Here is a 23996-nt window from a genome sequence, read left to right on the forward strand (position 1 = left end):
ATCAATCAGCCAGTTTTTTTGTTAATTAAAATATTGATCACTTTCTTCTACATCTTCTGAAACTAAACCTGATAGCACATGCACACGTAGAATAAAACCAACTAATTTATCTTCATCATTAACAACCGCAAGTGGATACTTCGATTCAAGTGCTTTAGGAATAAGATCATTAATATATTCGTCTTTGTTCACAACAGAATAATCATCACGTAATATATCTTCTAAAGTCTTTTTCTCTTTAACCGCTGCAATTGCATCATCAATCGTGACTATTCCTTTTACTTGTCGACTACGATCAACAACAAACACCGAAGATATTCCGTTTTCTTTCATTTCTTTTATGGCAACCTTTACTCCATCTTTTGTAGAAACTAATGCATTTGGTTTAATCATTATATGCTCTGCTTGGAACACTTTTGAACGATCAATATCTTTTATAAACTCTGTAATATAATCATTTGCTGGACTTTCTATAATTTCTTCAGGAGTCCCAACCTGAACAACATGTCCATCCTTCATAACCGCAACACGATCCCCTAGCTTAAAAGCCTCATTGACATCGTGCGTAATAAAGATAATCGTTTTTTGTAATCTTTCTTGAATATCTAAAAGCTCTAATTGCATTTCACGCCGGATTAATGGATCAAGTGCACTAAATGGTTCATCCATTAACAACACATCGGGATCATTCGCAAGTGCACGTGCAAGTCCAACACGTTGCTGCATTCCACCTGATAATTCATCCGGATATTTATCTTCATACCCTTTTAATCCTACTATTTCAATGTTCTTCATAGCTATGTCTCGACGTTCTTCCTTTGGTACATTGCGAACTTCAAGTCCATACTCCACATTGGAAAGAATGGTACGATGGCTAAACAAACCAAAATGCTGAAAAACCATAGCAATTTTTTCTTGGCGAATTTGTTTAAGAAGAGTCTTATCTGCAGAAACAATATCTACATCATCAATAAAAATAGAACCTGTTGTTGGCTTGTTTAGTAGATTAAAGCAACGAATTAGTGTCGATTTTCCACTACCAGAAAGCCCCATAATAACAAATACTTCCCCTTTTTTAATATCTAATGAAGCATCATAAACACCAACCGTATGATTCGTTTCAGCTAAGATTTCTTCTTTTGACTTACCATCTTTGATCATAGGGATCACAGATTTTGGTTTAGGTCCAAATATTTTAGAAACATTTTCTAGTTTTATCTTGGTAGTCATTAGCTTACCCCCCTATGCTTTTGAAACTTACCAGCTACCCCATTTGTAATACGATCAATAATAATAGCTAAGAATACGATACTAATACCCGCTTCAAATCCTAAAGAAATGTCAATTCGGTTAATAGCCACAAGAACTTGCTCACCTAGACCTTGTGCACCAACCATAGATGCGATAACAACCATAGCTAACGCCATCATAGTTGTTTGGTTCACGCCGGCCATAATGGTAGGTAGTGCTTGAGGTAGTTGAACTTTCTTCAGCATTTGCCATCTAGATGATCCGAATGACTGTGCTGACTCAATTACTTCCTTATCAACTCCACGAATTGCAAGTTCAGTCAAGCGAATTACTGGAGGTAATGCGTAGATTAAAGTCGCAAAAATTGCAGATACATTTCCTAGTCCGAAGAAAAATATTGCAGGAATAAGATATACGAAACTTGGCATCGTCTGCATCGCATCAAGCAATGGTCGCATTACATTGGAGAACCCTTTATTAAATGCCATCCAAACACCTAATGGAATCCCTAAAATTAAGCAAATAATCACTGACGTCAGTATAATTGCAATCGTCGTCATCATATCTTCCCATAAACCAAACGTTCCAATTAAAAAGATAAAGAAGCCGTAAAGTATACCGGAGAAGAACGATTTAAAATACCAGCCTAATAAGAAAATAATTAAAATAAAGCTCCACCACGGCATCCAAACAAGTACTTCCTCAATCCCATTAATTGTGCGTGAAGAAATAAAAAAGATAAAATCAAAAAACAGTTCTAGTTTATCATCTAAAAAATCTACTAAGTTTTTTACGAAACCACCAATATTGGTGGTTATATCCGGAAAATTCCCCATTGGCAGACTGCTACTTGGCAGCCATTACACCTCTCTTTACTATATTTTATTAATTTAGAAAAGCAGCTAACCAAATGGCCAGCTGCTCATATAATTAATTTAGAGCATCTTTTACTTTTTCAGCGATATCTTCTGATACCCAGCTAGTCCAAATATCTTCATGTTCTTCCATCCACCATTTTGCAGCTTCTTCAGGTTCTGCATCATTTTCATCCATATAAACTAATGCTTCCTCTGTTAACTCACTACTAGTTTCATAGTTTTGTAGAAACTCATAAACATCAGGTGCTTGTTCTGGAAAGTCTTTATGAACCGTTACAACTACATCATTTGGTGGAAACTCTGTTCCTCTTGTTTCATTCCAAATTTCTTCATCATACTCTGGTTCTTCTAACAATGTTAGATCATATTTTGCTGTTACTAATGTTGGTGACCAATAATAACCAACCCACGCTCGTCCTGCTTCATATGCATCTACTAAATCAGCAACTGCAGCCGAATCAGAACCTGGCATAAAGTTATTCATTGTTTCATCTAAACCATATACTTCAAATTTTTCATCAATAGTTTCTGCAACTGCCCAACCACTTGGAGCGTTAATAATACGTCCTCGACCAGGGTCCTCTGGATCTTCAAATACTTCTGGATATTTCTTTAAATCTTCTACTGTTCTTAATTCTGGCGCCATTGGCTCAATTCCACGCTCTGGATCTCCTTCAATAACATACGTTGGAACATATAATCCTTGATTATTATCATCAAAGTTCACAGAAACAGTTTCGAAATCACCAGCTTCTGTTGCTTCTTCATAAACCTCTTTAATGTTATCTGTCCAAATTTCCATGTAAACATTAATATCTCCATCACGATGTCCCTGTACAGTAGCCGCGGTTGACCCCGAAGTTACTTCTGTATCATATCCAAACCCTTCTTCCATTATGGTTTGGGCAATACTATTATGTACACGAATGCTATCCCAACCAGCATCACCTAGAACGATTGTATCTATTTCTCCCTCAGTGTCTGAACCACATGCTGCTAGTATTGTAAGTAATAGTACACCTAAAAGAGCTACTAATTTTTTCATCTTATATCCCCTTCTCTAAAAGTTTTTAATCTCAGCAAATCCATGATGATTTCCCTAATCTCTCATCACACTATGAAGTTATAAAAAATGTAAAAATGATAATGTATTTTTGATAATAATAAGGCGTGCTTATAGGTGATGAAGAAAATAGTGGAAGTGAAGATTATGTGATCATGATTGCAACATCATTAAGGTTATCGAATTTGTCGATATTTATCAAACGCACTAATTGCGGATATTATGGGATTATTATGGATTTCTTATTGTTTAGATAACATATCAACAACATTATGGCATTATTGCGATAATTCCTCTCTATAACTCTATTATTCTCTTGATTTGCTTAGAAATACAATTATTGGAAATAAAAAAACATAACATTATGGAGATTAAACTTAAATATAAATCTGCATATGCTATGCTTTTCCCTTTTACAAAGAAAAATCCCCCTTAGATAAACAAGATTTATTTATAACCTGTCTACCTTAAGGAGGAGCATATCATTATTTTTTACTATATTCCTTTATAATTTCAATTACGCGGTCACGGGATTTTTCACTTTGGTACTTTTTCATGTAATCTAACATAACCGGAGCTTGCCTTTTCAACATCTCTAGTTCCTTTATTAACGTATCCTTTGTAAGCTCCTCTTCTTGTAAAACACGTGCATATTTTTTCTCTTCGAAAGAATTTGCGTTAATTATTTGATCTCCTCTACTTGCTTCTTTGGATAATGGTATTAATAACATCGGTAGGCACAGTGCTAAGAATTCAAAAATCGCATTTGAACCTGCGCGAGAAAGCACAAAATCGGTTGCAGCAAAAATATCCTTTAAATCCTCATTCACATATTCAAATTGAGCGTACCCATCACGTTTAACTGTAGGGTCCAATTTACCTTGACCACAGATGTGAATAATTTGAAATTGTGGTAATAACGTATCTAGGCTTTCTCTTACAGTTTCATTGATTTTTACTGCTCCACCGCTTCCCCCCATGATTAGTAGCACAGGCTTTCCACGGTTAAAATTACATAACGCCAATCCTTTTTCCTGATCTCCATCAAATAGTTCTTCACGAATTACGGCTCCAACATATTCGGCCTTTTTATCAGGTAAATATTCCATTGTTTCAGGGAAGGTAGCTAATACTTTTTTTGCAAAAGGAATTGCTATCTTATTTGCCAAACCTGGAGTATAATCAGATTCGTGGATAACAGCAGGTACACCGCGCATTTTTGAGGCTAAGACGACTGGAACCGATACAAACCCACCTTTTGAGAAAATAATCTTGGGCTTTCTCTTTCCGATAATCCTGGCAGCCTCTAGTGTACCCTTTAATACTTTGAAAGGATCTTTAAAGTTTTCCTTAGACATATAACGTCTTAGTTTTCCAGTCGAGATTGGATAATATGTAACATCATTCAATTGCTCAACCAGCGTCCGTTCAATACCATCTTTTGAACCAATATAATCAATTTCCCATCCTTCTCGTTGAAAGACAGGTATCAATGCTAAATTAACAATTACATGGCCGGCAGTTCCTCCACCGGTAAAGAGAATTCGTTTTCTTTTCATCATAAGATGCCTCTCTTTCACATTGCTTCATAAAGTCGTATAATATCATTTATATGAATTTAAATAATCACTCCTCTATCCTATTAGAAAATATTAGAAAAATTGACTTTCGTCAAGTTTTATGATGAAAATCTTAGTCACACGTATGTAAGATGAGAAAGTTTTCTTATCAGATAAAAAAGGAAGTTTTATATGTATGAAACAAAAACACTGAAAGAAAAATTTAAACTATTTACCATTATTAGCTTACCTATCCTGATTACTCAGTTGAGCATGTATTTAATGAACTTTTTTGATACGGTAATGTCGGGGCGTGCCGGTGCTGAAGATTTAGCTGGTGTAGCCATTGGTTCAAGTCTTTGGGTACCAATTTTTACTGGAATAAATGGAATTCTTTTAGCAATTACTCCTATTATCGCCCAGTTGATCGGAGCAAATGCAACTAAAGATGTGCCAAAAAAAATACAACAAGGAATGTACTTAGCAACAGCACTTGCACTAACTGTTATCATCATTGGCGCATTCATCCTTAATCCTATATTAAACGCGATGGACTTAGAACCTAGTGTACGACATATTGCAAAATTCTATCTGATTACGTTAAGTACAGGTATTATTCCATTATTTATATTTAATACGCTACGTTGTTTCATTGACGCGTTAGGGCAAACACGTATATCTATGATAATTATTTTAATTTCATTACCAATCAATTTATTTTTCAACTATGTTTTCATCTTTGGAAAACTTGGCTTTCCTGCTTTTGGAGGTATTGGTTCTGGAATCGCTACAGCAATTTCGTACTGGCTCGTTAGTGTGATTGCTATAATTATTCTAAAAAGAATACGACCATTTCAAAGGTATAATATATTTTCGAATTGGGTTAAACCTGCCTTTGTTGAATGGTGGGAACAATTAAAAATTGGAATTCCGATTGGATTTGCTATTTTCTTTGAAACAAGCATATTTTCAGCTGTGACATTACTTATGAGTGTCTATAGTACCAATACAATTGCAGCTCATCAAGCAGCAATGAACTTCGCATCACTCTTATATATGATTCCATTAAGTGTAGGAATGGCATTAACAATCGCAATAGGATTTGAGGTTGGTGCCAATCGTTTAAAGGATGCTCGAACATACGGATTAATCGGCATCAGCGGTGGTGTATTTATTGCAATATTTAACGGTATAATTTTATTATTATTTGATGACTTTGTTGCCCGTTTGTATAATACAAACCCAGATGTAATTGAGTTAACGAAGCAATTTATTTACTTTGCTATTTTCTATCAATTGGCAGATGCATTCGGCGCACCTATCCAAGGGGCGTTACGTGGGTATAAGGATGTAAACACGACACTAGTAATTGCGTTTGTATCATTTTGGATCATCGGTCTTCCTAGCGGGTGGTTCCTTGCGAATTACACTGCACTTGAGCCTTTCGGATATTGGGTCGGTATTATTATTGGATTAAGTAGTGGAGCAGTCGCATTATTGTTTAGATTGTTCCAACTTCAAAAAAGGTACCAGGTTGAAAAACCAAAAAACTCATCTCCAGCATAAGACTGGAGATGAGTTTTTTATTATAGGAATAATCCTACCATTGTTGCTGATAAGATAGATGCAAGTGTCGCACCGATCAACAATTTCATACCGAAGCCTGAAACTTTTCCAGCTTTCTTACTATCAATACCCTGAACAGTACCAGCTATAATACCAATCGAAGAGAAGTTTGCAAAGCTTGTTAAGAATACAGAAACAATACCAACTGTTTTCTCTGAAAGATCTCCAATCATGGTTTCAAATTGAAGCATAGCCACAAATTCGTTGGTAACAATCTTAGTCCCCATAACAGCTCCTGCCTCAATAACTTCCCCTGGTGCAATCCCCATTAGAATACCGATAGGTGCAATAATATAACCTAAAATTTCTTGTAATGTTGTTCCTACAAATACTAATTGAATAATCCAGTTTACCAATTCTAAAGAAGCAATAAATGCTACAAGCATAGCAGCAACAATTAATGCTATTTTTCCACCTTCAAGTGCACCATTAGCCATCGCCTCAAAAATACTTTTATCATTTGATACATCTTTAATATCAACGTGATCTTCTTCTTTTGGAACATTTACTGGTGCGATCACGGATGCAAGAATTAAAGCACTAAACATATTTAGTGGTAATGCTACCAATACGTATTGTGGTGGAAGCATTTGCAAATATGCACCTACAATAGATGCAGATACCGATCCCATTGCAGAAGCACTTACTATATATAGTCGATTATTATTTAAATGATGGAACTGTGATCGAATAGCAATTAATGCTTCTGATTGCCCAAAAAAGATACTATTCACTGCATTGAAGGATTCCACTTTTGGAAGCCCTGTAATTTTAGAAATAATACCACCAAGATATTTAATAATCGTTGGTAAAATTCTTAGATAAGTTAACACCGAAAGAATAGTAGCAAAGAAGATGATAAGTAATAATACATCAAAGAAGAATACGCCACCTTCTCCACTTAATACTCCTCCAAGAATAAAACTTACTCCCTCTGAACCAAATTCAATCAATTTATTGAAACCAGCAGAAATACCATTAATAATTGCTTGTCCAATTTTAGTCGTGAACATGAACCAAGTCGTTAATAATTGTGCAACCAACATAATCCCGATGCCTTTATAATTGATTCTTTTCTTATCATTTGACATCAAGAATGCTAGTCCGAGGACGACAATGATTGCTAATAAACCTAGAAGTTTATCCACGGATGTAGCCTCCTTAAAATATTATAATTGAAAATGCTTACATAAAAAATAACTCACTTTTGCATTTTAACAGGTTGTCAGACGTCTTTCAACCATAAAAATAATCTTTTTTTATTTCTAAGTTAGTTATTTCCTATATCAGTTGTTTTTACCACAGAAAAAACAGAAGCCTAGACCACAAAAGGTCTAGGCTTAAGCCATTATCATATTAATGTGCTGGGAAATAAATCATTTGAATCAAGAAAATAATACCAAATACATAGAGTAACCAATGTACTTCTTTACCTTTACCTCTAGCAAGCTTTAGGACAGGGTACGTAATAAATCCGATTGCTATCCCTGTTGCAATACTTGACGTAAATGGCATTGTCAGTATAATCGCAAACGCTGGAAATGCCTCATCAAATGACTTCCAGGCAATTCTTGATAATCCTTCCATCATAAAAGTTCCTACAATAATAAGGACTGGTGCAGTAATTGCAGGGATACTCGATATGACACTAATAACTGGAGTAAAGAAGATCGAAAGGAAAAATAATACTGCAACAACTACTGAAGTTAATCCAGTTCTTCCACCAGCTGCTACACCTGATGTAGACTCTATATAAGCTGTAGAAGGACTGGTACCAAACGTAGATCCAACTGTTGTTGCTGTAGCATCCGCTAGTAAAGCTTGTTTAGCCCGTGGCATCTTTCCATTTTTCATAAAACCAGCTTGTTCAGCTACTCCAATCATTGTTCCAGTTGTATCAAATATTGTGACTAATAAAAACGCGAAAACTACTGTGTAAAGTCCGTGTGTAAACACACCCGCAATATCGATATCGAAGAAAACAGGTGATGGTGGCACAGAAACAAATCCCTCAGTAAAATTTAACTGCCCTGACATATAGGCAATTATACCAGTTACAATCATTCCTAAGAATAAAGCGCCTTTTACATTCAATACGTACAAAATGATTGTTACAAATAGACCTACTATAGTAAGAATGATCATTGGATCATGTAAATCGCCCATTCCAACAATAGTCTCTTCGTTTGGAACAACAATTCCTGAGTTTCTTAATCCAACAAAAGCGATAAATAACCCTATACCAGAGGTTATTCCATATTTCAGTGAAGCTGGTATTGCTTCAATTAATGTTTCTCTAAGTTTTGTAAGACTTAAAAGGATAAATATAAGACCTGCTAAAAATACAGCACCAAACACAATTTGATAGGATAACCCTTGTGCACCTACAACACTTGCAAAATAAGCATTTAACCCCATTCCTGGTGCAATTGCAATAGGATAGTTCGCAAACAAAGCCATAAAAAGTGTACCAACAACGGCAGCAATCACCGTTGCCATAAATACTTGATCAAACGGAACTCCGGCAGAAGAAAGAATTGCAGGATTTACAACGACAATATAAACCATAGTCAAAAAGGTCGTCACTCCAGCAGTAATTTCTGTTCGGATATCTGTATTATTTTGTTTTAGTTTAAAGAAATTACTCATTAAAAACACCATTCTTTCCGAATAATAATTACAACAAATACTATAATATTCGTTTTTAACTCCTTTTTCAATGATTTTCACTTATTTTTATGATTTCTCCTGGCAATAACCGAGTAATATCTACATAATTTCTAGCTATATGTAGGTGGTTTCCACTGTCACGGCTCCCTCCTGGACAAAACGAAACTGCACATGTGTCTTATAGTAACGCTTCGCAAGAGTTTCCTCAGCACAAGGGAGCAAGGAAGGTTAATCTCCCTCATGGACGTTTTCTCACATTTTGCATTCAATTTGTCCGTGACTACCTTTCATCATATAGCTCCAGCCTCACTACGGTACTTCAGACACATGCTGTTCCCGCTGGACTAGGAAGGCATCGGGGGAGACCCACATAGATACACTTGTGTCTACTAACTTAGCCTACGAAGTATTAACCCAAGCAACTGTAAAATCGAATAGAAGCTGATTAAACGGGATGTCTCCATTGTACTGGATGTGAAAGCGAAATGTATTTTCGGAGTGTTTGAGCTATATGTTGCCGTTTATTCTATGTAAATATTCATTATTACTGAGTAAAAACATCTGTCCAAACATCAAAAAAACCTCGCAATGACATATCATCATTACGAGGTTTCTAAAATAAATTTCGTATTAACCTTCTAACAATAGATCATAAGGATCTTCTAGTAGTTGTTTTACACGTACTAGGAATTGTACTGCTTCTTTTCCATCAACAATACGGTGGTCATAAGATAGTGCTAGGTACATCATTGGACGAACTTCAATCGAATCATCCGGCATTACTACCGCACGTTTTTGAATGTTATGCATCCCTAAAATACCTACCTGTGGTGCATTTAAGATTGGAGTAGATAGCATAGAACCGAATGTTCCACCATTCGTAATAGTAAATGTTCCACCTTGAAGATCATTTAATCCTAATGCTTTATCCCGAGCTTTTTTACCAAGGTTTGCAATCTCGCGTTCAACACCAGCAAAGTCTAGACGATCAGCATCACGTACTACTGGTACAACTAATCCATCATCAGTAGAAACGGCAATACCAATATCATAAAATTTCTTAATGACTATTTCATTACCTTGGATTTCCGCATTTAATAGTGGGAAGTCTTTCAAAGCACCAACAACTGCCTTCGTAAAGAATGACATGAAACCAAGTTTTACCCCATGTTTATCCACGAATTTTTCTTTACGCTCACTACGAAGCTTCATTACATTAGTTAAGTCTACTTCATTAAATGTAGTTAACATTGCAGCTGTTTGCTGTGCTTCTACTAAGCGATTAGCAATTGTTTGACGACGACGAGTCATTTTCACTCGTTCAACTGGTTTATCAAACTCTGTTTTTTCCACAGACTTTGGTTCTTCTTTTTTAGCTGGTTTTGCTTCTGCTTTTGGCTCATTAGCTGCTTTAGCTGCAGCATCCACATCTTCTGGACGAACTCTTCCTAAAGGATCACGTGGAGTAATAGCGCTAAGATCAATGTTTAATTCACGAGCTCTCTTTCTTGCTGCAGGGGATGCAATCACATCATGCTTAGATGACTCTTCTTGCACCTCTTCTTTTGGTGGAGCTGCTTCTGTTTTTTCTTCTACTTTTGGTTCTTCTTTTACTTCTTCTTTTGGCGTTGCCTCAGGAGCAGGTGAATCTGCTGTTGCTTCCCCTTCTTCACTTACTTTTCCGATCACGTCTCCAACTTCGACGTCATCTCCCTCTTCGCGAACAACTTCAGTCAGAACTCCAGAAACCTCTGCATTTACTTCTACATTAACTTTATCTGTTTCAAGTTCAACAACAGGGTCTCCTTTTTCAACTTTATCCCCTACTTTTACTAACCATTCGGCAATTGTTCCTTCTGTTATGGACTCAGCTAGTTCTGGTACTTTAATTTCTTTCACTAGAATCTCCTCCTAAGCTCAAGTTAATTGCTTGTTGTATAATTTGTTGTTGCTCGTGTTTATGAACATTTGGTTCCCCAACAGCTGGTGCTGATCGCTTTGGACGACCAATGTAGCGTAATGTTTGACCTTCTTGTAATAAATCTCTCAAGTAGTCATCTACAAAATCCCAAGCTCCCATATTTTTAGGCTCTTCTTGTACCCAGACAATTTCCTCTAAATTCGGAAGTTCTTTTACTACTTTTTCCAATTCCTTTTTCGGGAATGGATAAATTTGCTCTACTCTTACAGCACGTAGCCAGTCAAATTTTTCTTCTGAATTTAATATAGCTTCTTCAATATCAACCATTATTTTTCCACTACCAACTAATAATCGCTTCGCATTTTTCTTGCTTACTTTAAGGTTTGGTTGATTACGTAATGATTGAAATTTTCCTTCCGTAAATTCCTTCGCTTCCGAAGCAATCATTTGGTTACGTAACAAACTACTCTTAGGTGTCATGATTACTAGCGGGCGTGCTTCTTCACGTCCGCGTAACGCTGCCTGTCTTCGAAGAACATGGAAAAACTGTGCAGATGATGTAACATAAGCTACAATCCAGTTATTTTCAGCTGCCATTTGTAAGAATCGCTCAAGTCTAGCACTAGAATGCTCCGGACCTTGCCCTTCATAACCATGTGGTAACAACATAACCATATTTGATTTATCGCCCCACTTCGCACGAGCTGCGGAGATGAACTGATCAAACACTACTTGAGCTGCGTTTGCGAAATCACCAAATTGAGCTTCCCAAAGTACGAGCGTGTTTGGTGAGTGAACACTATATCCATACTCAAACCCAAGTACTCCTGCTTCAGACAATGGGCTATTACGAATATCAAAGGAGGCATTCACATCATCTAAGCCATGCATAATACAATATTTTTCATTCGTCTCCGTATCATTTAATACTGCATGACGATGAGCAAACGTACCACGTTCTGAATCCTGCCCTGTTAAACGAATTGGAATTCCGTCCTGTAAAATCGATGCATAAGCTAACGCCTCACCTGCACCCCAGTCAGCTTTATTGCCGTCTTTAAGAGCATCTTTACGTCGCTTTAATATTCTACTTAACTTCTTATTTTCGTTAAAACCTTCCGGACGTTTTAACATTCCCTCATTTAAAGCTTCAAGTTTTTCTAGTGAAACTGCTGTATCAAATTGATTTAAATCTGCATTCAATGCTTCAGGAATCGGTTGACACTCAACTTTACGAGCATTATTTTCTTTCATGCTGTTATAAACTTCTTTCAGTTTACTTTCAACTTGATCCTTCATTTGATTAAATTCAGCTTCAGAAACGATACCCTTTTCCGCTAATACGTTCGCAAATACATTTGCTGCTGTAGGGTGTCTATCGATTTCCTTATATAATTTAGGCTGAGTCATTCTTGGCTCATCCATTTCGTTATGTCCATAACGACGGTAACCAACTAAGTCAATAAGAAAATCTTTATTGAATTTTTTACGGTATTCATATGCAACTTTAATAGCCGACACACAAGCAACTGGATCGTCAGCATTTACATGAATAATTGGTATTTCAAATCCCTTCGCTAAATCACTTGCATAGCGAGTTGAACGGCCATCCTCTTGATCTGTTGTGTACCCTACTAAGTTATTTGCAATGATATGTAGTGTACCACCTGTTGAATATCCAGGTAGATTAGCTAAATTCAAGGTTTCAGCTACTACCCCTTCACCAATAAATGCTGCATCCCCGTGAATTAATACAGGAATCGCCTTATTGACATCTTGTTTTGGATATCCAGATGTTGATCGATCATCTTGTGCTGCACGAGCAAACCCTTCTACCACTGGATTTACAAACTCAAGATGCGACGGGTTATGCGCCAAGGCAATTCGTGTAGTTGTTTCCTCCCCGTCTACCACTTCTTTTACAGCACCAAAGTGATATTTAACATCACCAGTCCAACCATAATTGATTCCCCTTGAACCTTCAGAAGGAATTAACTCTTTATTCGGTGAATGATGGAACTCAGAAAAAATCTTATCCATAGGTTTACCGAGTACATGTGCTAACACACTTAATCTTCCTCGGTGAGCCATTCCCATCATAATATTTTCTACTCTATCTTGGATTGCATATTTTACAATTCCATCAAGCATCGGCACCATGGATTCTAATCCTTCAATGGAGAAACGTTTTTGTCCGACAAATGTTTTAGATAAGAATCCTTCAAATCCTTCAACCTGTGCTAGACGGTCTAATAATTGTTTTTTCTCTTCATTTGATAAATCTAGGCGCGCTTCACCTGATTCAATTACATTTAATAACCAATCACGTTCATCCTCATTATTAACATGATCATATTCGAACGTAATCGTACCTGTATAATACTTTTTCAATTCCTTAACAACATCTAAACCATTTGTGACATTGTTAGGTGCTTTTTCCCATAACCAAGTTGCTGGGATAGATCTTAAATCTTCATCATTTAAACCATATGTTTTTGGATCTACCAAGTCAGATGTGCGTTCCTTTTGCAGTCCAACTGCATAAATATCCGCCTCCAAATGACCAAAACGACGAATAGCCTCAACAAGTTTCATTGCTGAGGTAAGTTTCTTCACATCTTTTATAGAAGTAGATTGAGAATTTTCTTGTATCACACCTTTTGTTTGATACAACCAATCCGGAGCCCCGTACTGATCGAATAATTCTTTAATCGATGGATCAACTGCTTGAGGGTCCTCTTTATATAACTCATATTGTTCCTCTACATACCCCATGTTTGGACCATAAAATTCTCCCCAGAATCTTTCTGCAGATTCTTCATTCTGTGCCACGTCTTATACCCCCATTTGAAGTTAACTTTCTCCGTTGTAAACGGTTTTAAATTCATTATTTCCCATTATAGAACTCAGGAATCACTTCATCAACTAATATACCTTATTTTACGTAAGAGAACAATATATCTTGGTTGGATTATGCAAATTATTTTCATTTCTTTAAAATATGTATGTTTTTTTGACTAATCTTGACGAAAAGTGATTAAATATTCAAAAGAATGTATAAAGTAAAATGCTAAAGTTGTTCACTAAATTTCCATTTCTTCTAGTTCACATTATAGACATTATTCGGTATAATAAGGGCAGAATATATTGTAATAATTATTTTACATATGGAATCTGTACTTTTGAGGAGGGCATAAAATGAAATTAGCATTGATCCTTGGTGTAATTGTCGTATTCATTACTTCTATGTTTACTTCTGGGTATGAAGCAAAACCAGGAGTACCAAAGAATAATCAATAATGAACAACCAAAATCCGTCATGTTTATTCATGACGGATTTTCTTTATGTCATATGTGGAAATCCTTGTTGCCTTAATGCCTCATAAATGATGATCGCTGCTGTGTTCGATAAATTTAACGAACGGACTTTATCATTCATATGGATCCGTAAGCACTGATCTTCTTTACCAACTAACAAACTCTTCGGTATCCCATCTGTCTCTCGCCCGAAGACAAATAATATATCCTCTTCAGTATTGCTAAAATCAAAATCTGTATAATGCTTTGTTCCAAAGTTTTCAATATAATAAAATGATCCATTCGGATAACGATCATACAACTCCTCAATCGAATTATACTCTTGGATATCTACATTTTTCCAATAGTCCAGGCCAGCACGACGTACCATTTTATCATCGGTCGAAAATCCTAATGGATGAATTAAATGAAGTGTAACATCCGTTGCCAAACAAGTTCTAGCTATATTTCCTGTATTTGCAGGTATTTCTGGTTGATATAGTACTACGTGTAAACTCACTGCTCATTCTCCTTGCTATTATGTTAACTTTTATATTATAACACTACTCACCAATTCGGAAAAACTTGTATTTTATGTTTGGTGTATAAGCAGTAGAATCCTCATAAGACCAGTAGCGATGGCGACTATTATCTGTATGTGCATTCACTAATGGCATCCGATGATTGTCTTTAGATACAACAATTGTGTTATGATCCCATCTACCATCGCCTTCAAAATCATAACAAATAATGTCACCTGGAGAAAGTTCACTAGCAGATGCAACTTCTGTCCCCTTTAACCCTTGAGTAGAACCACTTAGGTACCAACGCAACGAATGGGCGACAGACCAGCTATAGCTCCAGTTATTATTTTGGTACCACCACCCCTGATTTCTATTCGGTGCACCACGCATCGGTGCTCCCCCTGCTCTTAAACATTGTGATACATAGTTGGTACAATCTACATCAAATTTTCTGTATTCAGGATTATAGCTATTCCACCAGCGCTCCGCATATTGTACTGCCGCCATTCGATCATATGAAAAACGTTCTATATGCCCATTTCTAATTGATTCTGGGTCGACTTTTCCTTTCTCCACATCATCGTATGGCGTGGATATCTCTTGATGATCTAATAGTTGACCATCAACAAGTCTAAATTGATAAGCCTTCACATTTTCTTCCATATAAAAATGTTCTTCTTGCTTCATTAAAAATGTTAAATGTAATAAATAGTTTACCGTTTCTCCATTTCTTAGATTCATACGTTGATAAATTCGACCATTCCCACTTATCCGGACAATATCAACTCCTCGTTTTTCACATAATTCTTTCTTTCGATTCCACCAACTACTATCATTGCGATCCGATTCTAAGTAATCCAGCCAAAGCGATTTTAATTTATCCATCATAAAAATCCCCTCCACTATATGTATATGGAGGGGAAGCTTGTCAAAGTTGTATTTGATACAGATAAAGTAAAAATCCAATTACTAAGTTAGGTATTGCAAATGTTGAAGTAATTAGGAAGAAATTCCTTCTCTTCCTCCGATCCTCTTCTGGTTCGGAATAATTAGCTTGCTGATGTCCTGATGTTGTAAATATTCCACCTATAAGCCCACTAATTAACACAAATACAATTCCAATCCCTAAAATAATTGAACGATATAGTTCAATGTTATTAGTAAAAAATCCTATTATCAATATAACAGTAGCCAGCGACAAACCAATGAAAAATGATTTTTTCACAAATAACAATCCTTTCTATAAGCTAGCTACTAATCTATACGAAAAGGATTGATTAAATGTTTCATAAGTTAATGGATTCATGTGATAACAAGTATTCTTTCTTATCTAGACCTCCATTATATCCAACAAGTTTTCCATTTGCTCCAATAACCCGATGGCATGGAACGATAATCGATAACGGATTTTTGTTTACCGCTCCACCAACTGCTCGAACTGCTTTTACATTGCCGATTGTTTGCGCAATATCTTTATATGATTTTGTTTCTCCAAATGGGATCGTATCATATAAAGCCTGCCATACTTTTAATTGAAAAGGAGTTCCATAGAATTTAAAGTTAATAGAAAAATTCTGATGATCATCACTAAAATAGCCATTCAATTGTTCTACGACATGATTGACTTTTTTAGGCATATAAACGAATGTAACTTCCCCAATAAACTTGTTCGCCCAACCCATTAATTTATCTTCCAATGCAGTCATTGATCCATAATCGATCCGCACGATATTTTCCCCATTACTAATAATGACTATCGTACCGATTGGTGTATCTAGTTCTCCATAGTACAGAATGGTTTGCATGATTATCCCTCTATCCATTTGTTACTGTTTGAAACTCTAGGCCTTTGTTCATTTCAAACAATACTTGTTCATCGTTTTCTTTTTCCATTGCTTCACGGATTGCAGCATACGCTTCATCTGTTCCAATTTTCCCTAATGACCAAGCAGCAGTTCCACGAATTACTGGACGTGGATCATTATTCATGACAGCAATCAGTTCTTCTACCGCCGTAGTATCCTTGTAATGTCCTAATCCAATGATCGCATTACGTTGTAACGGTTTCTTTCCTCGCCAAGAACCAGCTATATGGCCAAAAGTTTCTTTGAACTCCCGATTAGAGATTCGTAACATTGGTTTAAGTTTCGGTTTGGTAATCTCAGGTTCTGGTTCAAACTCGGGATGAATATGAAAATCAACTTTTTTATTTTTGGGACAAACGATCTGACAGGTATCACAGCCATATACACGGTTCCCAATTTTAGAACGGAACTCATCTGGTAAAAAGTCCTTCGTTTGTGTTAAAAATGCAATACAACGTTGTGCATTTAATTGGCCGCCTTCAACTAGCGCACCAGTTGGACATGCATCCATGCACTTGGTACAGTCACCACAGCTATCCTCAACTGGTGAATCAGGAGTAAATGGGATATTGGTTATCATCTCTCCTAAATAAACGAACGAGCCAAACTCTGGAGTAATAATGGATGTGTTTTTACCACTAAAACCAATTCCAGCTCTTTCTGCAACAGCACGATCAGAAAGTTCCCCCGTATCAACCATTACCTTCGTATTAGCATCAGAAACCTTTTCTTTTATAAAAGCTTCTAATTTCTCTAACCGATCTCGTAATACATGATGATAGTCAATTCCCCAAGATGCACGAGCAAAAATACCTCTTCGTTCTTCCTTGGTACTTTTGGGGGCATCCTTCATTCGAGAAGGGTATGCAATAGCAATAGAAATAATTGACTGTGCTTCTGGTAATAAACGTCTTGGTTCTGTTCGTTCTTCAATCGTTCCTTTTTCAAAGCCTGATTGATATTTAAGCTCTTGTTGTCTCCTAAGTCGTTCTTTCAATTCCCCAAAGACATCAGCTGTCGTAAACCCGATTTTATCAATCCCTATTTCTTTACTGTATTTAATTATTTCTTGTTTTAATTGTTCTGTATTCAAGGGGGATCCCCTCCTTATTGTTGCGTAATACTTGCTGTTCGCATGCGGTTCAATACTGCAGCAATCTCGAATCGACGTGGCCGAGCCAGATCACCCGGATGCTGATTTCCAAATATGGTGAACGATGCTAGTCCTTTTTGCTCCATTTGCATTTCAATATCATCCAATAACTTAGATAGGGTTCTTTGTTTAAGCCCATTGGTACGATCCAAATGTTGAATGATTTCGGCAATCATTCTTGTTTGGGATGCGTCAATCAATTGTTCTGTGTTTTCAAAGCTAATCTCTGTTTGCCCCATTACTATTTTATATAATCCTTTTGCCTGTGTTTTGGATCGTTTTCCTTTTCTAGTTTGTAACGAACTTTGATGAAACTGCCGATTAGATACAGTCCAAAATTCAGCTTCAGATGGTGTTTCTCGTTTAATTGGAAGTTGATTCATAATTTCCTTTGCTTGACTCGTAACATCATGTGGCACGTATTCGTCCATCATAATTACTGTATCTGCAACATCAAAATAATCTCCAGATCCACCCATAACAAGTATCGTTGATATACCTAACTGATTTCGCATTTGCTTAACTTTATCAATAAACGGGGTAATTGGTTCTTTATCTTTACGAACTAACTGTTGCATTCGTTCATCGCGAATCATAAAATTAGTTGCACTCGTATCTTCATCAATAAGTAGGGTAGAAGCACCAACCTCTAATGCTTCCATTACATTAGTAGCTTGTGAAGTACTTCCACTTGCATTTTCCGTAGAAAATTCATTGGTGTTTTGTCCATGTGGTAAATTTTTAATAAATGGCGAAATATTTACCCCGGTTATTTGACGTCCATCTTCTGCACGAATCTTCATGGCATTTGGATCAGTCAACACAAACTCACGCCCATCACCAAAAGTATGGGAGTACACACCTCTCTCTATCGCTTCTAGAAATGTACTCTTCCCATGATAACCTCCACCAACAACTAAGGTTATCCCTTTTTTGATAGCCATTCCCTTGATTGGTTCTGATTGATGTGGAATGGCAATGCTAACTTCATTTTCAATAGGACTTTGAAAAGGAATAGCTTGTTTTAAAGGACGATTGCTGATCCCACTTTCCCTAGGTAATATAGATCCATTAGCAATAAATGCAATCCAGTTATTTTTATACATTTCCGTACGAATTTTAGCCTGTTGGTCAACAAGCTGAATAGCTTGTGTGAGCGTATCATCCTTGATTTTAAAAACAGAGTTATTAACTATCCCAGGGATAACTTTTGTAAAAAGTTTCTCTGCTTCACGCCCATTTATTCTTCGCCCGTTTGCAGGAAGGCCAATAGACAAACAGATTGTAATACTAGATGGATCAATGGAGACAGCAGTACGTTCTAAAATTTCTTGACCTGGTTTATCGAAAAATATTGCACCGCTCTTTCCTGAACCTTTAATAAAAGTATTATTCTGATCAACAGCTTTTCCGATCACTCTTGCAAATGCATCTTCTACAGCGATTCTTCGATACACTTCTGTAAACCATTCGGAATGGATTAATTTCTTCGAGTTAGAAACAACTACACGAATTTTGGATGGAGATGCAAACGGATCACCCTGTACATAATCTATATATAAATCAAAATTGGGATAAACGTAGTGACCTTGCACACTTTTGTAAGCCTTATATCCCTTTCCATCTAATTGTTTTAATTGTTGAATTATGTTTTTCATCATAAATCCCTCATATTAAAGTAATAGTTATGTTAAGAATACGTATGGATAAGTAAATGTTCAAGTGATGTGATGAATAGGTTATGTAAAAGAGGAATGATCATGTGGAACAACAGACATTAGAAAACTTGGCATTCACCTAGCACTTATGGTGATTGCATAGTTACACTTTTGCAGGATAGGAAAGTTTATGCTTTCCTATCCGCTTAAAAAGGAAAAAACGCAACACCTCGTAAGTTATGTTACGAAACACTGCGTTATGACATATGTATGGAGCGGGTGAAGGGAATTGAACCCTCGACATCAGCTTGGAAGGCTGAGGTTTTACCACTAAACTACACCCGCATTTAAAGTAATATTTATTTATAATAATTATATAACCTATTTCGAATGTAAAATTAATTATAACAACTTATCTTACTCTTTGCAATAGAAAATATTACATTTTTCTACAAAAAAATTAACAGGGCTAAAATAGTACATTTCAGCCCTAACATAATCCCTATAATGTACAATTCTCAATGGAACACGTTTCACAAGACAGCAACCTTTGAAAATATGAAAGATCATTGATAAGGAAATATTTATTCTCACTGGAAAGAACACCTTGAGATTTCCACATATTCACAACACGGCTAACTGTTTCTCTTGAAATCCCGATATGTTTGCTGACATCACGTAACATAATTGGTTCAGTAATACGAATTCCTTCTTTTGTAACTATTCCATACATATTTGAATAACGAATGAACACAGCTGCAATTGCTCCTTCTGAACCAAAAGCAATATAGTCTCGAATTTTAGCATTGCTAGCTTCTAAGGATTCAGCAACCCATCTAGTAAACTTTAAGCCCATCCTTCCATTATCTGTTACTAATTTTTCAACCCATTCTTTTTCAAGGACATATAGACTACTTTTCTCCATAGCTACCGCAGTATTCGTATACGTTAATCCGCTAAAAAGACCAATTTCTCCAAAACAATCTTGTTCCTTGCGAGTAAACAGAATTAATTCTTTCCCTTTCCCTATTCGCTTTATGTTTTTTATTTTTCCCTTTTTAATAAAATACAGTTTATTTGCAGGGTCACCCTCTGAATAGACATTATCACCTTTTTTAACATCTACTTGCTGAGAACTATTTATAATTAATTCACATTCATGTGGCTCTAATCTATGTAATAAAGGAATCATTTAATTTCCCTCCTTCGTACATCATCATTATACAACCACATCACCTCCATTCTTTGTGATATCCATCACTCTTTTAAAAATAACATTAAAAAAATGAAAGAATAGCATATAGAAAGTAATGTAATGTTTAATGCTAAATATTGATTTACAATGATACGTATACGTTATAAAATATTCGTAACTACGAAGGGGGCGAAATAATTGTCTGTTTTTCCAATCATCCTTTCTCAAACGAAGTTTACTCATCGAGATGGTGTTAAGTACCCAATCGAAGAACGAGCACTTCAGTTTGGGGATGGCGTATATGAAGTAATTCGAATCTACAATGGACAGTACTATTTACTAAAAGAACATGTGGATCGTTTGTTTCGTTCTGCTGAAGCAATTAAAATACAACTCTCATCCTCAAAGGAAGAGATTACAGACCAGCTTTTAGAATTATTAAAACGAAATAATATTGATGGAGATGCTAAGGTATACCTACAGGTTTCTAGGGGATCTGCACCACGTGATCATATCTTCCCTCAAGATGTCTCACCAAATATATACGCATACGCCCAGGAATTACCTCGTAACCTCTCAAAGCTAGAAAATGGTGTTCATGTTATTACACAGCGAGATGTTCGATGGGAAAATTGCTATATTAAAAGTTTGAACCTACTACCGAATGTACTTGCCAAACAAGAAGCAAGTGAAAAAGGATGCTTTGAAGCAATCCTACACAAGGATGGACTTGTCACTGAATGCAGTTCTTCCAATGTTTATCTCGTTAAAGACGGGAAAATTTATACGCATCCAGCTACTAGAAATATCTTGCATGGTTGTGTACGTCTTCGTGTTGAACAATTTGCGGAAGACCTAAATATTCCATTTATCGAGGAAGCATTTACATTGGATGACATTGCTGAGGCAGATGAATTATTTTTATCAAGTAGCACATCGGAAATCATGCCAATCATTAACGTGAACGGAAAACAAGTAAGTAATGGAAAACCACAAATAATTACTAGAAAACTTCAAGATGCATATGAAAAAGATGCAAATATTACAGAGAATAAAATAACTGTTTAATCTTTAGATTGGCCGACTCTTTATGGGTTGGCTCTTTTATCTTAGTGTTTTTCAGAAAATTAAGTTATAATCTAATTAAGATCTCTCTGGATTGATTATTTCATACAGAAAACAGCATAGACCAACTCCAAAAAATATATCAATCTAATTGATTCGTTACTCGAAATAGTTTAGACTGAAACAAAGATTAGAAAATTTCATACATATACTGGAGGTTATTTCATGGCCAATTCAAAACGACCAATCACAGCTAACGATTTCAAAAAATTAGCGGTTTACAGTGATCCACAATTCACACCAGATGGAAGCGGATATGCATTTGTTTCTACTACTGTAACGGATAATAATGATTATGCATCTCAAATTTTTGTACAAGAATTATCTACTAATAAGTTAAAACAATGGACATATGGAGATGACAAAAATAGTAATCCTCGCTTTTCTCCTGATGGTAAAAAAGTAGTTTTCCAATCAAATAGAAGTGGTGTACCTCAACTATGGCTATTACATACAGATGGTGGCGAGGCAAAACAAATAACCACGTTTAAAAATGGTGCTATAAATCCAGAGTGGTCTAAGAATGGACGAACCATTATCTTCACTGCATCACTAGATAGTGATGATGATGTAAAATCCCAAAAAGAACAATCAAAAGAAGAACGTAAAAAGGAACGAGAAGAAAAAAACAAGCAACCGTTAATAGTAACAAGTTTAAGATATAAATCTGATGCAAAAGGCTTTCATGATGATAAAAAGAGTCAAATTATTTTATATGATGTAGAAGGTGAAACATTTACCCAACTAACTACTGAGGATTCTCACCATGGATATCAGGATATTTCTCCAGATGGAACAAATGTATTATTTGCCGGAAACTTAAATGAGGATGCAGAATATGAACTTACCAATGACCTCTATACAGTAAATGTTACAACGAAAGAAGTTACGAAACTAACAAATGGTAATGGTTCCTATCATAGTGCTAGTTATTCTCCAAGTGGAGATAAGATTGCTTTCTTTGGTCACGAACAAACACATGCTGGAGCTACATTAAACGAATTATATATTTTAGATGTAGAATCTAGAGAACGAACTTGTCTTAGTGGAGAGTGGGATTTTCAACTTGGTGATTTAATGATTGGAGATACTCGACTAGGTTCATCGACAACTGGTCCAGTATGGTCAAAGAACGAGGATAAACTATTTTTTATCGGTACTGACCATGGAGCAACTGGTCTGTACCAAGTCAATTTACAAGGAGAATTGAAGGTTCTTTATAAGAATGATAATCATGTATTTGGTTTCACTTATGACGAAAATACAGAATCCTTTGTTATTGGTGTGAGTACACCAACTAATCCTTGTAACTATTACTTATTAGATCATGAGTCGAATTTATCTCGATTAACAAACGCCAATACCAAATTTCTAGAAGAAGTTGAATTAAGTGAGCCAGAAACGATAACATATCAAGCTAATGATGGATGGGATATTCAAGGTTGGTTATTACGTCCATATGGATTTGAAGAAGGGAAAAAATACCCATTTGTACTCGAAATTCATGGTGGTCCACATGCAATGTATGGACAAACCTTCTTCCATGAGATGCAATTATTAGCTGCAAAAGGTTATGTTGTACTATATACGAATCCACGCGGAAGCCACGGTTATGGGCAGGAATTTGTTGATGCCTGCCGAGCTGATTACGGTGGAAATGACTATACTGACTTGATGAGTGCGGTCGATTATGCACTAGAAAACTATAGCTTTATTGATGAAGACCGACTTGGTGTAACTGGTGGAAGCTATGGTGGCTTTATGACAAACTGGATTGTTGGTCATACAAACCGCTTCAAAGCAGCTGTTACCCAGCGTTCAATCAGTAACTGGTTAAGCTTCTATGGGGTAAGTGATATTGGTTACTTCTTTACAAAATGGGAGCTTGGTCATAACTTACTTGATGATACAACAAAACTTTGGGAATTCTCCCCATTAAAATATGCAGAGAAGGTAGAAACACCTTTACTAATTTTACACGGGGAACAAGATTACCGCTGTCCAATTGAACAGGGTGAGCAATTATTTGTAGCCTTAAAGCATCTCCGCAAGGAAGTAGAATTCGTTCGCTTCCCAGGCGCAAGCCACGAATTAAGTAGAAGTGGTAAACCAGAAATGAGAATTGAACGATTAAACCACATCTGCAGATGGTTTGAAAAGTATTTGTAAGATTTATAGCTAAGGGGCTGACGCACTTTTTGGTGCGTCAGC

At 36.2% G+C, this 23996-nt stretch carries 18 protein-coding genes and 1 tRNA gene; 3 read left to right on the top strand and 16 right to left on the bottom strand.

Translation table 11 applies throughout. The features are described 5' to 3' along the window. Positions 1–21: 21 nt before the first annotated feature. The 4 genes from GMD78_RS10445 to GMD78_RS10460 form a co-directional block, all read right to left on the bottom strand. Positions 22–1230 carry a quaternary amine ABC transporter ATP-binding protein gene (locus GMD78_RS10445; RefSeq protein ID WP_155668779.1) on the bottom strand — a complete coding sequence of 403 codons (1209 nt, stop codon included), beginning with the start codon at positions 1228–1230 and terminating at the stop codon, positions 22–24. Continuing rightward, positions 1230–2087, bottom strand: a complete 858-nt coding sequence (locus tag GMD78_RS10450; protein ID WP_155668780.1) for an ABC transporter permease — start codon at positions 2085–2087, stop codon at positions 1230–1232. The genes GMD78_RS10445 and GMD78_RS10450 overlap by 1 nt, the downstream gene beginning before the upstream one ends. Positions 2088–2181: 94 nt before the next feature. Then, entirely contained in the window at positions 2182–3174 is a 993-nt protein-coding gene (locus tag GMD78_RS10455; RefSeq protein WP_155668781.1) for an ABC transporter substrate-binding protein, read from the bottom strand. 503 nt (positions 3175–3677) lie between these two features. Beyond that, positions 3678–4751 carry an undecaprenyldiphospho-muramoylpentapeptide beta-N-acetylglucosaminyltransferase gene (locus tag GMD78_RS10460; RefSeq protein ID WP_155668927.1) on the bottom strand — a complete coding sequence of 358 codons (1074 nt, stop codon included), beginning with the start codon at positions 4749–4751 and terminating at the stop codon, positions 3678–3680. Positions 4752–4943: 192 nt separating this feature from the next. On the opposite strand from GMD78_RS10460, the gene GMD78_RS10465 reads away from it, so the two are divergent. Further along, the gene (locus GMD78_RS10465; RefSeq protein WP_155668782.1) at positions 4944–6317 is read left to right on the top strand and encodes an MATE family efflux transporter; all 1374 of its coding nucleotides are present in this window, start codon (positions 4944–4946) and stop codon (positions 6315–6317) included. A gap of 20 nt (positions 6318–6337) precedes the next feature. Here the strand turns inward: GMD78_RS10465 and GMD78_RS10470 are convergent, their stop codons facing one another. The 12 genes from GMD78_RS10470 to GMD78_RS10525 all read right to left on the bottom strand — a co-directional run bounded on the left by GMD78_RS10470 (position 6338) and on the right by GMD78_RS10525 (position 20657). After that, entirely contained in the window at positions 6338–7525 is a 1188-nt protein-coding gene (locus tag GMD78_RS10470) for a NupC/NupG family nucleoside CNT transporter (protein ID WP_343042244.1), read from the bottom strand. Between the two features lie 208 nt (positions 7526–7733). Beyond that, positions 7734–9026 carry an NCS2 family permease gene (locus GMD78_RS10475; protein ID WP_155668929.1) on the bottom strand — a complete coding sequence of 431 codons (1293 nt, stop codon included), beginning with the start codon at positions 9024–9026 and terminating at the stop codon, positions 7734–7736. A gap of 651 nt (positions 9027–9677) precedes the next feature. After that, positions 9678–10946, bottom strand: coding sequence for a 2-oxoglutarate dehydrogenase complex dihydrolipoyllysine-residue succinyltransferase (gene odhB, locus GMD78_RS10480; protein ID WP_343042245.1), 1269 nt, complete (start codon positions 10944–10946; stop codon positions 9678–9680). Continuing rightward, positions 10933–13800, bottom strand: a complete 2868-nt coding sequence (locus GMD78_RS10485; RefSeq protein WP_343042246.1) for a 2-oxoglutarate dehydrogenase E1 component — start codon at positions 13798–13800, stop codon at positions 10933–10935. Before GMD78_RS10485 ends, odhB begins: the two co-directional genes overlap by 14 nt. A gap of 511 nt (positions 13801–14311) precedes the next feature. Further along, positions 14312–14785: a tRNA (uridine(34)/cytosine(34)/5-carboxymethylaminomethyluridine(34)-2'-O)-methyltransferase TrmL gene (gene trmL, locus GMD78_RS10490; RefSeq protein WP_343042247.1), complete on the bottom strand. Its 474-nt coding sequence runs from the start codon at positions 14783–14785 to the stop codon at positions 14312–14314. A gap of 43 nt (positions 14786–14828) precedes the next feature. Further along, positions 14829–15674: an amidase domain-containing protein gene (locus tag GMD78_RS10495; RefSeq protein WP_155668783.1), complete on the bottom strand. Its 846-nt coding sequence runs from the start codon at positions 15672–15674 to the stop codon at positions 14829–14831. A gap of 43 nt (positions 15675–15717) precedes the next feature. After that, on the bottom strand, positions 15718–16014 hold the full coding sequence (locus GMD78_RS10500) for a DUF5316 family protein (protein WP_155668784.1): 297 nt from the start codon (positions 16012–16014) through the stop codon (positions 15718–15720). 61 nt (positions 16015–16075) lie between these two features. Continuing rightward, complete coding sequence (locus GMD78_RS10505; protein ID WP_246187628.1) at positions 16076–16594, bottom strand: methylated-DNA--[protein]-cysteine S-methyltransferase; 519 nt, start codon at positions 16592–16594, stop codon at positions 16076–16078. Between the two features lie 10 nt (positions 16595–16604). After that, positions 16605–17747 carry a tRNA epoxyqueuosine(34) reductase QueG gene (gene queG / locus GMD78_RS10510; RefSeq protein ID WP_155668786.1) on the bottom strand — a complete coding sequence of 381 codons (1143 nt, stop codon included), beginning with the start codon at positions 17745–17747 and terminating at the stop codon, positions 16605–16607. Between the two features lie 14 nt (positions 17748–17761). After that, positions 17762–19465, bottom strand: coding sequence for an ABC-ATPase domain-containing protein (locus GMD78_RS10515; protein WP_155668787.1), 1704 nt, complete (start codon positions 19463–19465; stop codon positions 17762–17764). 271 nt (positions 19466–19736) lie between these two features. Next, positions 19737–19810 (bottom strand) — tRNA-Gly (locus tag GMD78_RS10520). Between the two features lie 157 nt (positions 19811–19967). Continuing rightward, entirely contained in the window at positions 19968–20657 is a 690-nt protein-coding gene (locus tag GMD78_RS10525; RefSeq protein ID WP_155668788.1) for a Crp/Fnr family transcriptional regulator, read from the bottom strand. 201 nt (positions 20658–20858) lie between these two features. Here GMD78_RS10525 and dat point away from each other — a divergent pair, with 201 nt between their 5' ends. Together dat and GMD78_RS10535 are read left to right on the top strand one after the other, a co-directional pair. Further along, a complete protein-coding gene (dat, locus tag GMD78_RS10530) occupies positions 20859–21728 on the top strand; it encodes a D-amino-acid transaminase (protein WP_155668789.1) in 870 nt (289 codons plus the stop codon). Between the two features lie 222 nt (positions 21729–21950). Further along, positions 21951–23954, top strand: coding sequence for a S9 family peptidase (locus tag GMD78_RS10535; protein ID WP_155668790.1), 2004 nt, complete (start codon positions 21951–21953; stop codon positions 23952–23954). The last annotated feature ends 42 nt before the right edge of the window (positions 23955–23996 follow it).

The organism is Ornithinibacillus caprae (assembly GCF_009728145.1).
GTDB classification, from domain to species: Bacteria; Bacillota; Bacilli; order Bacillales; family Amphibacillaceae; genus Ornithinibacillus; species Ornithinibacillus caprae.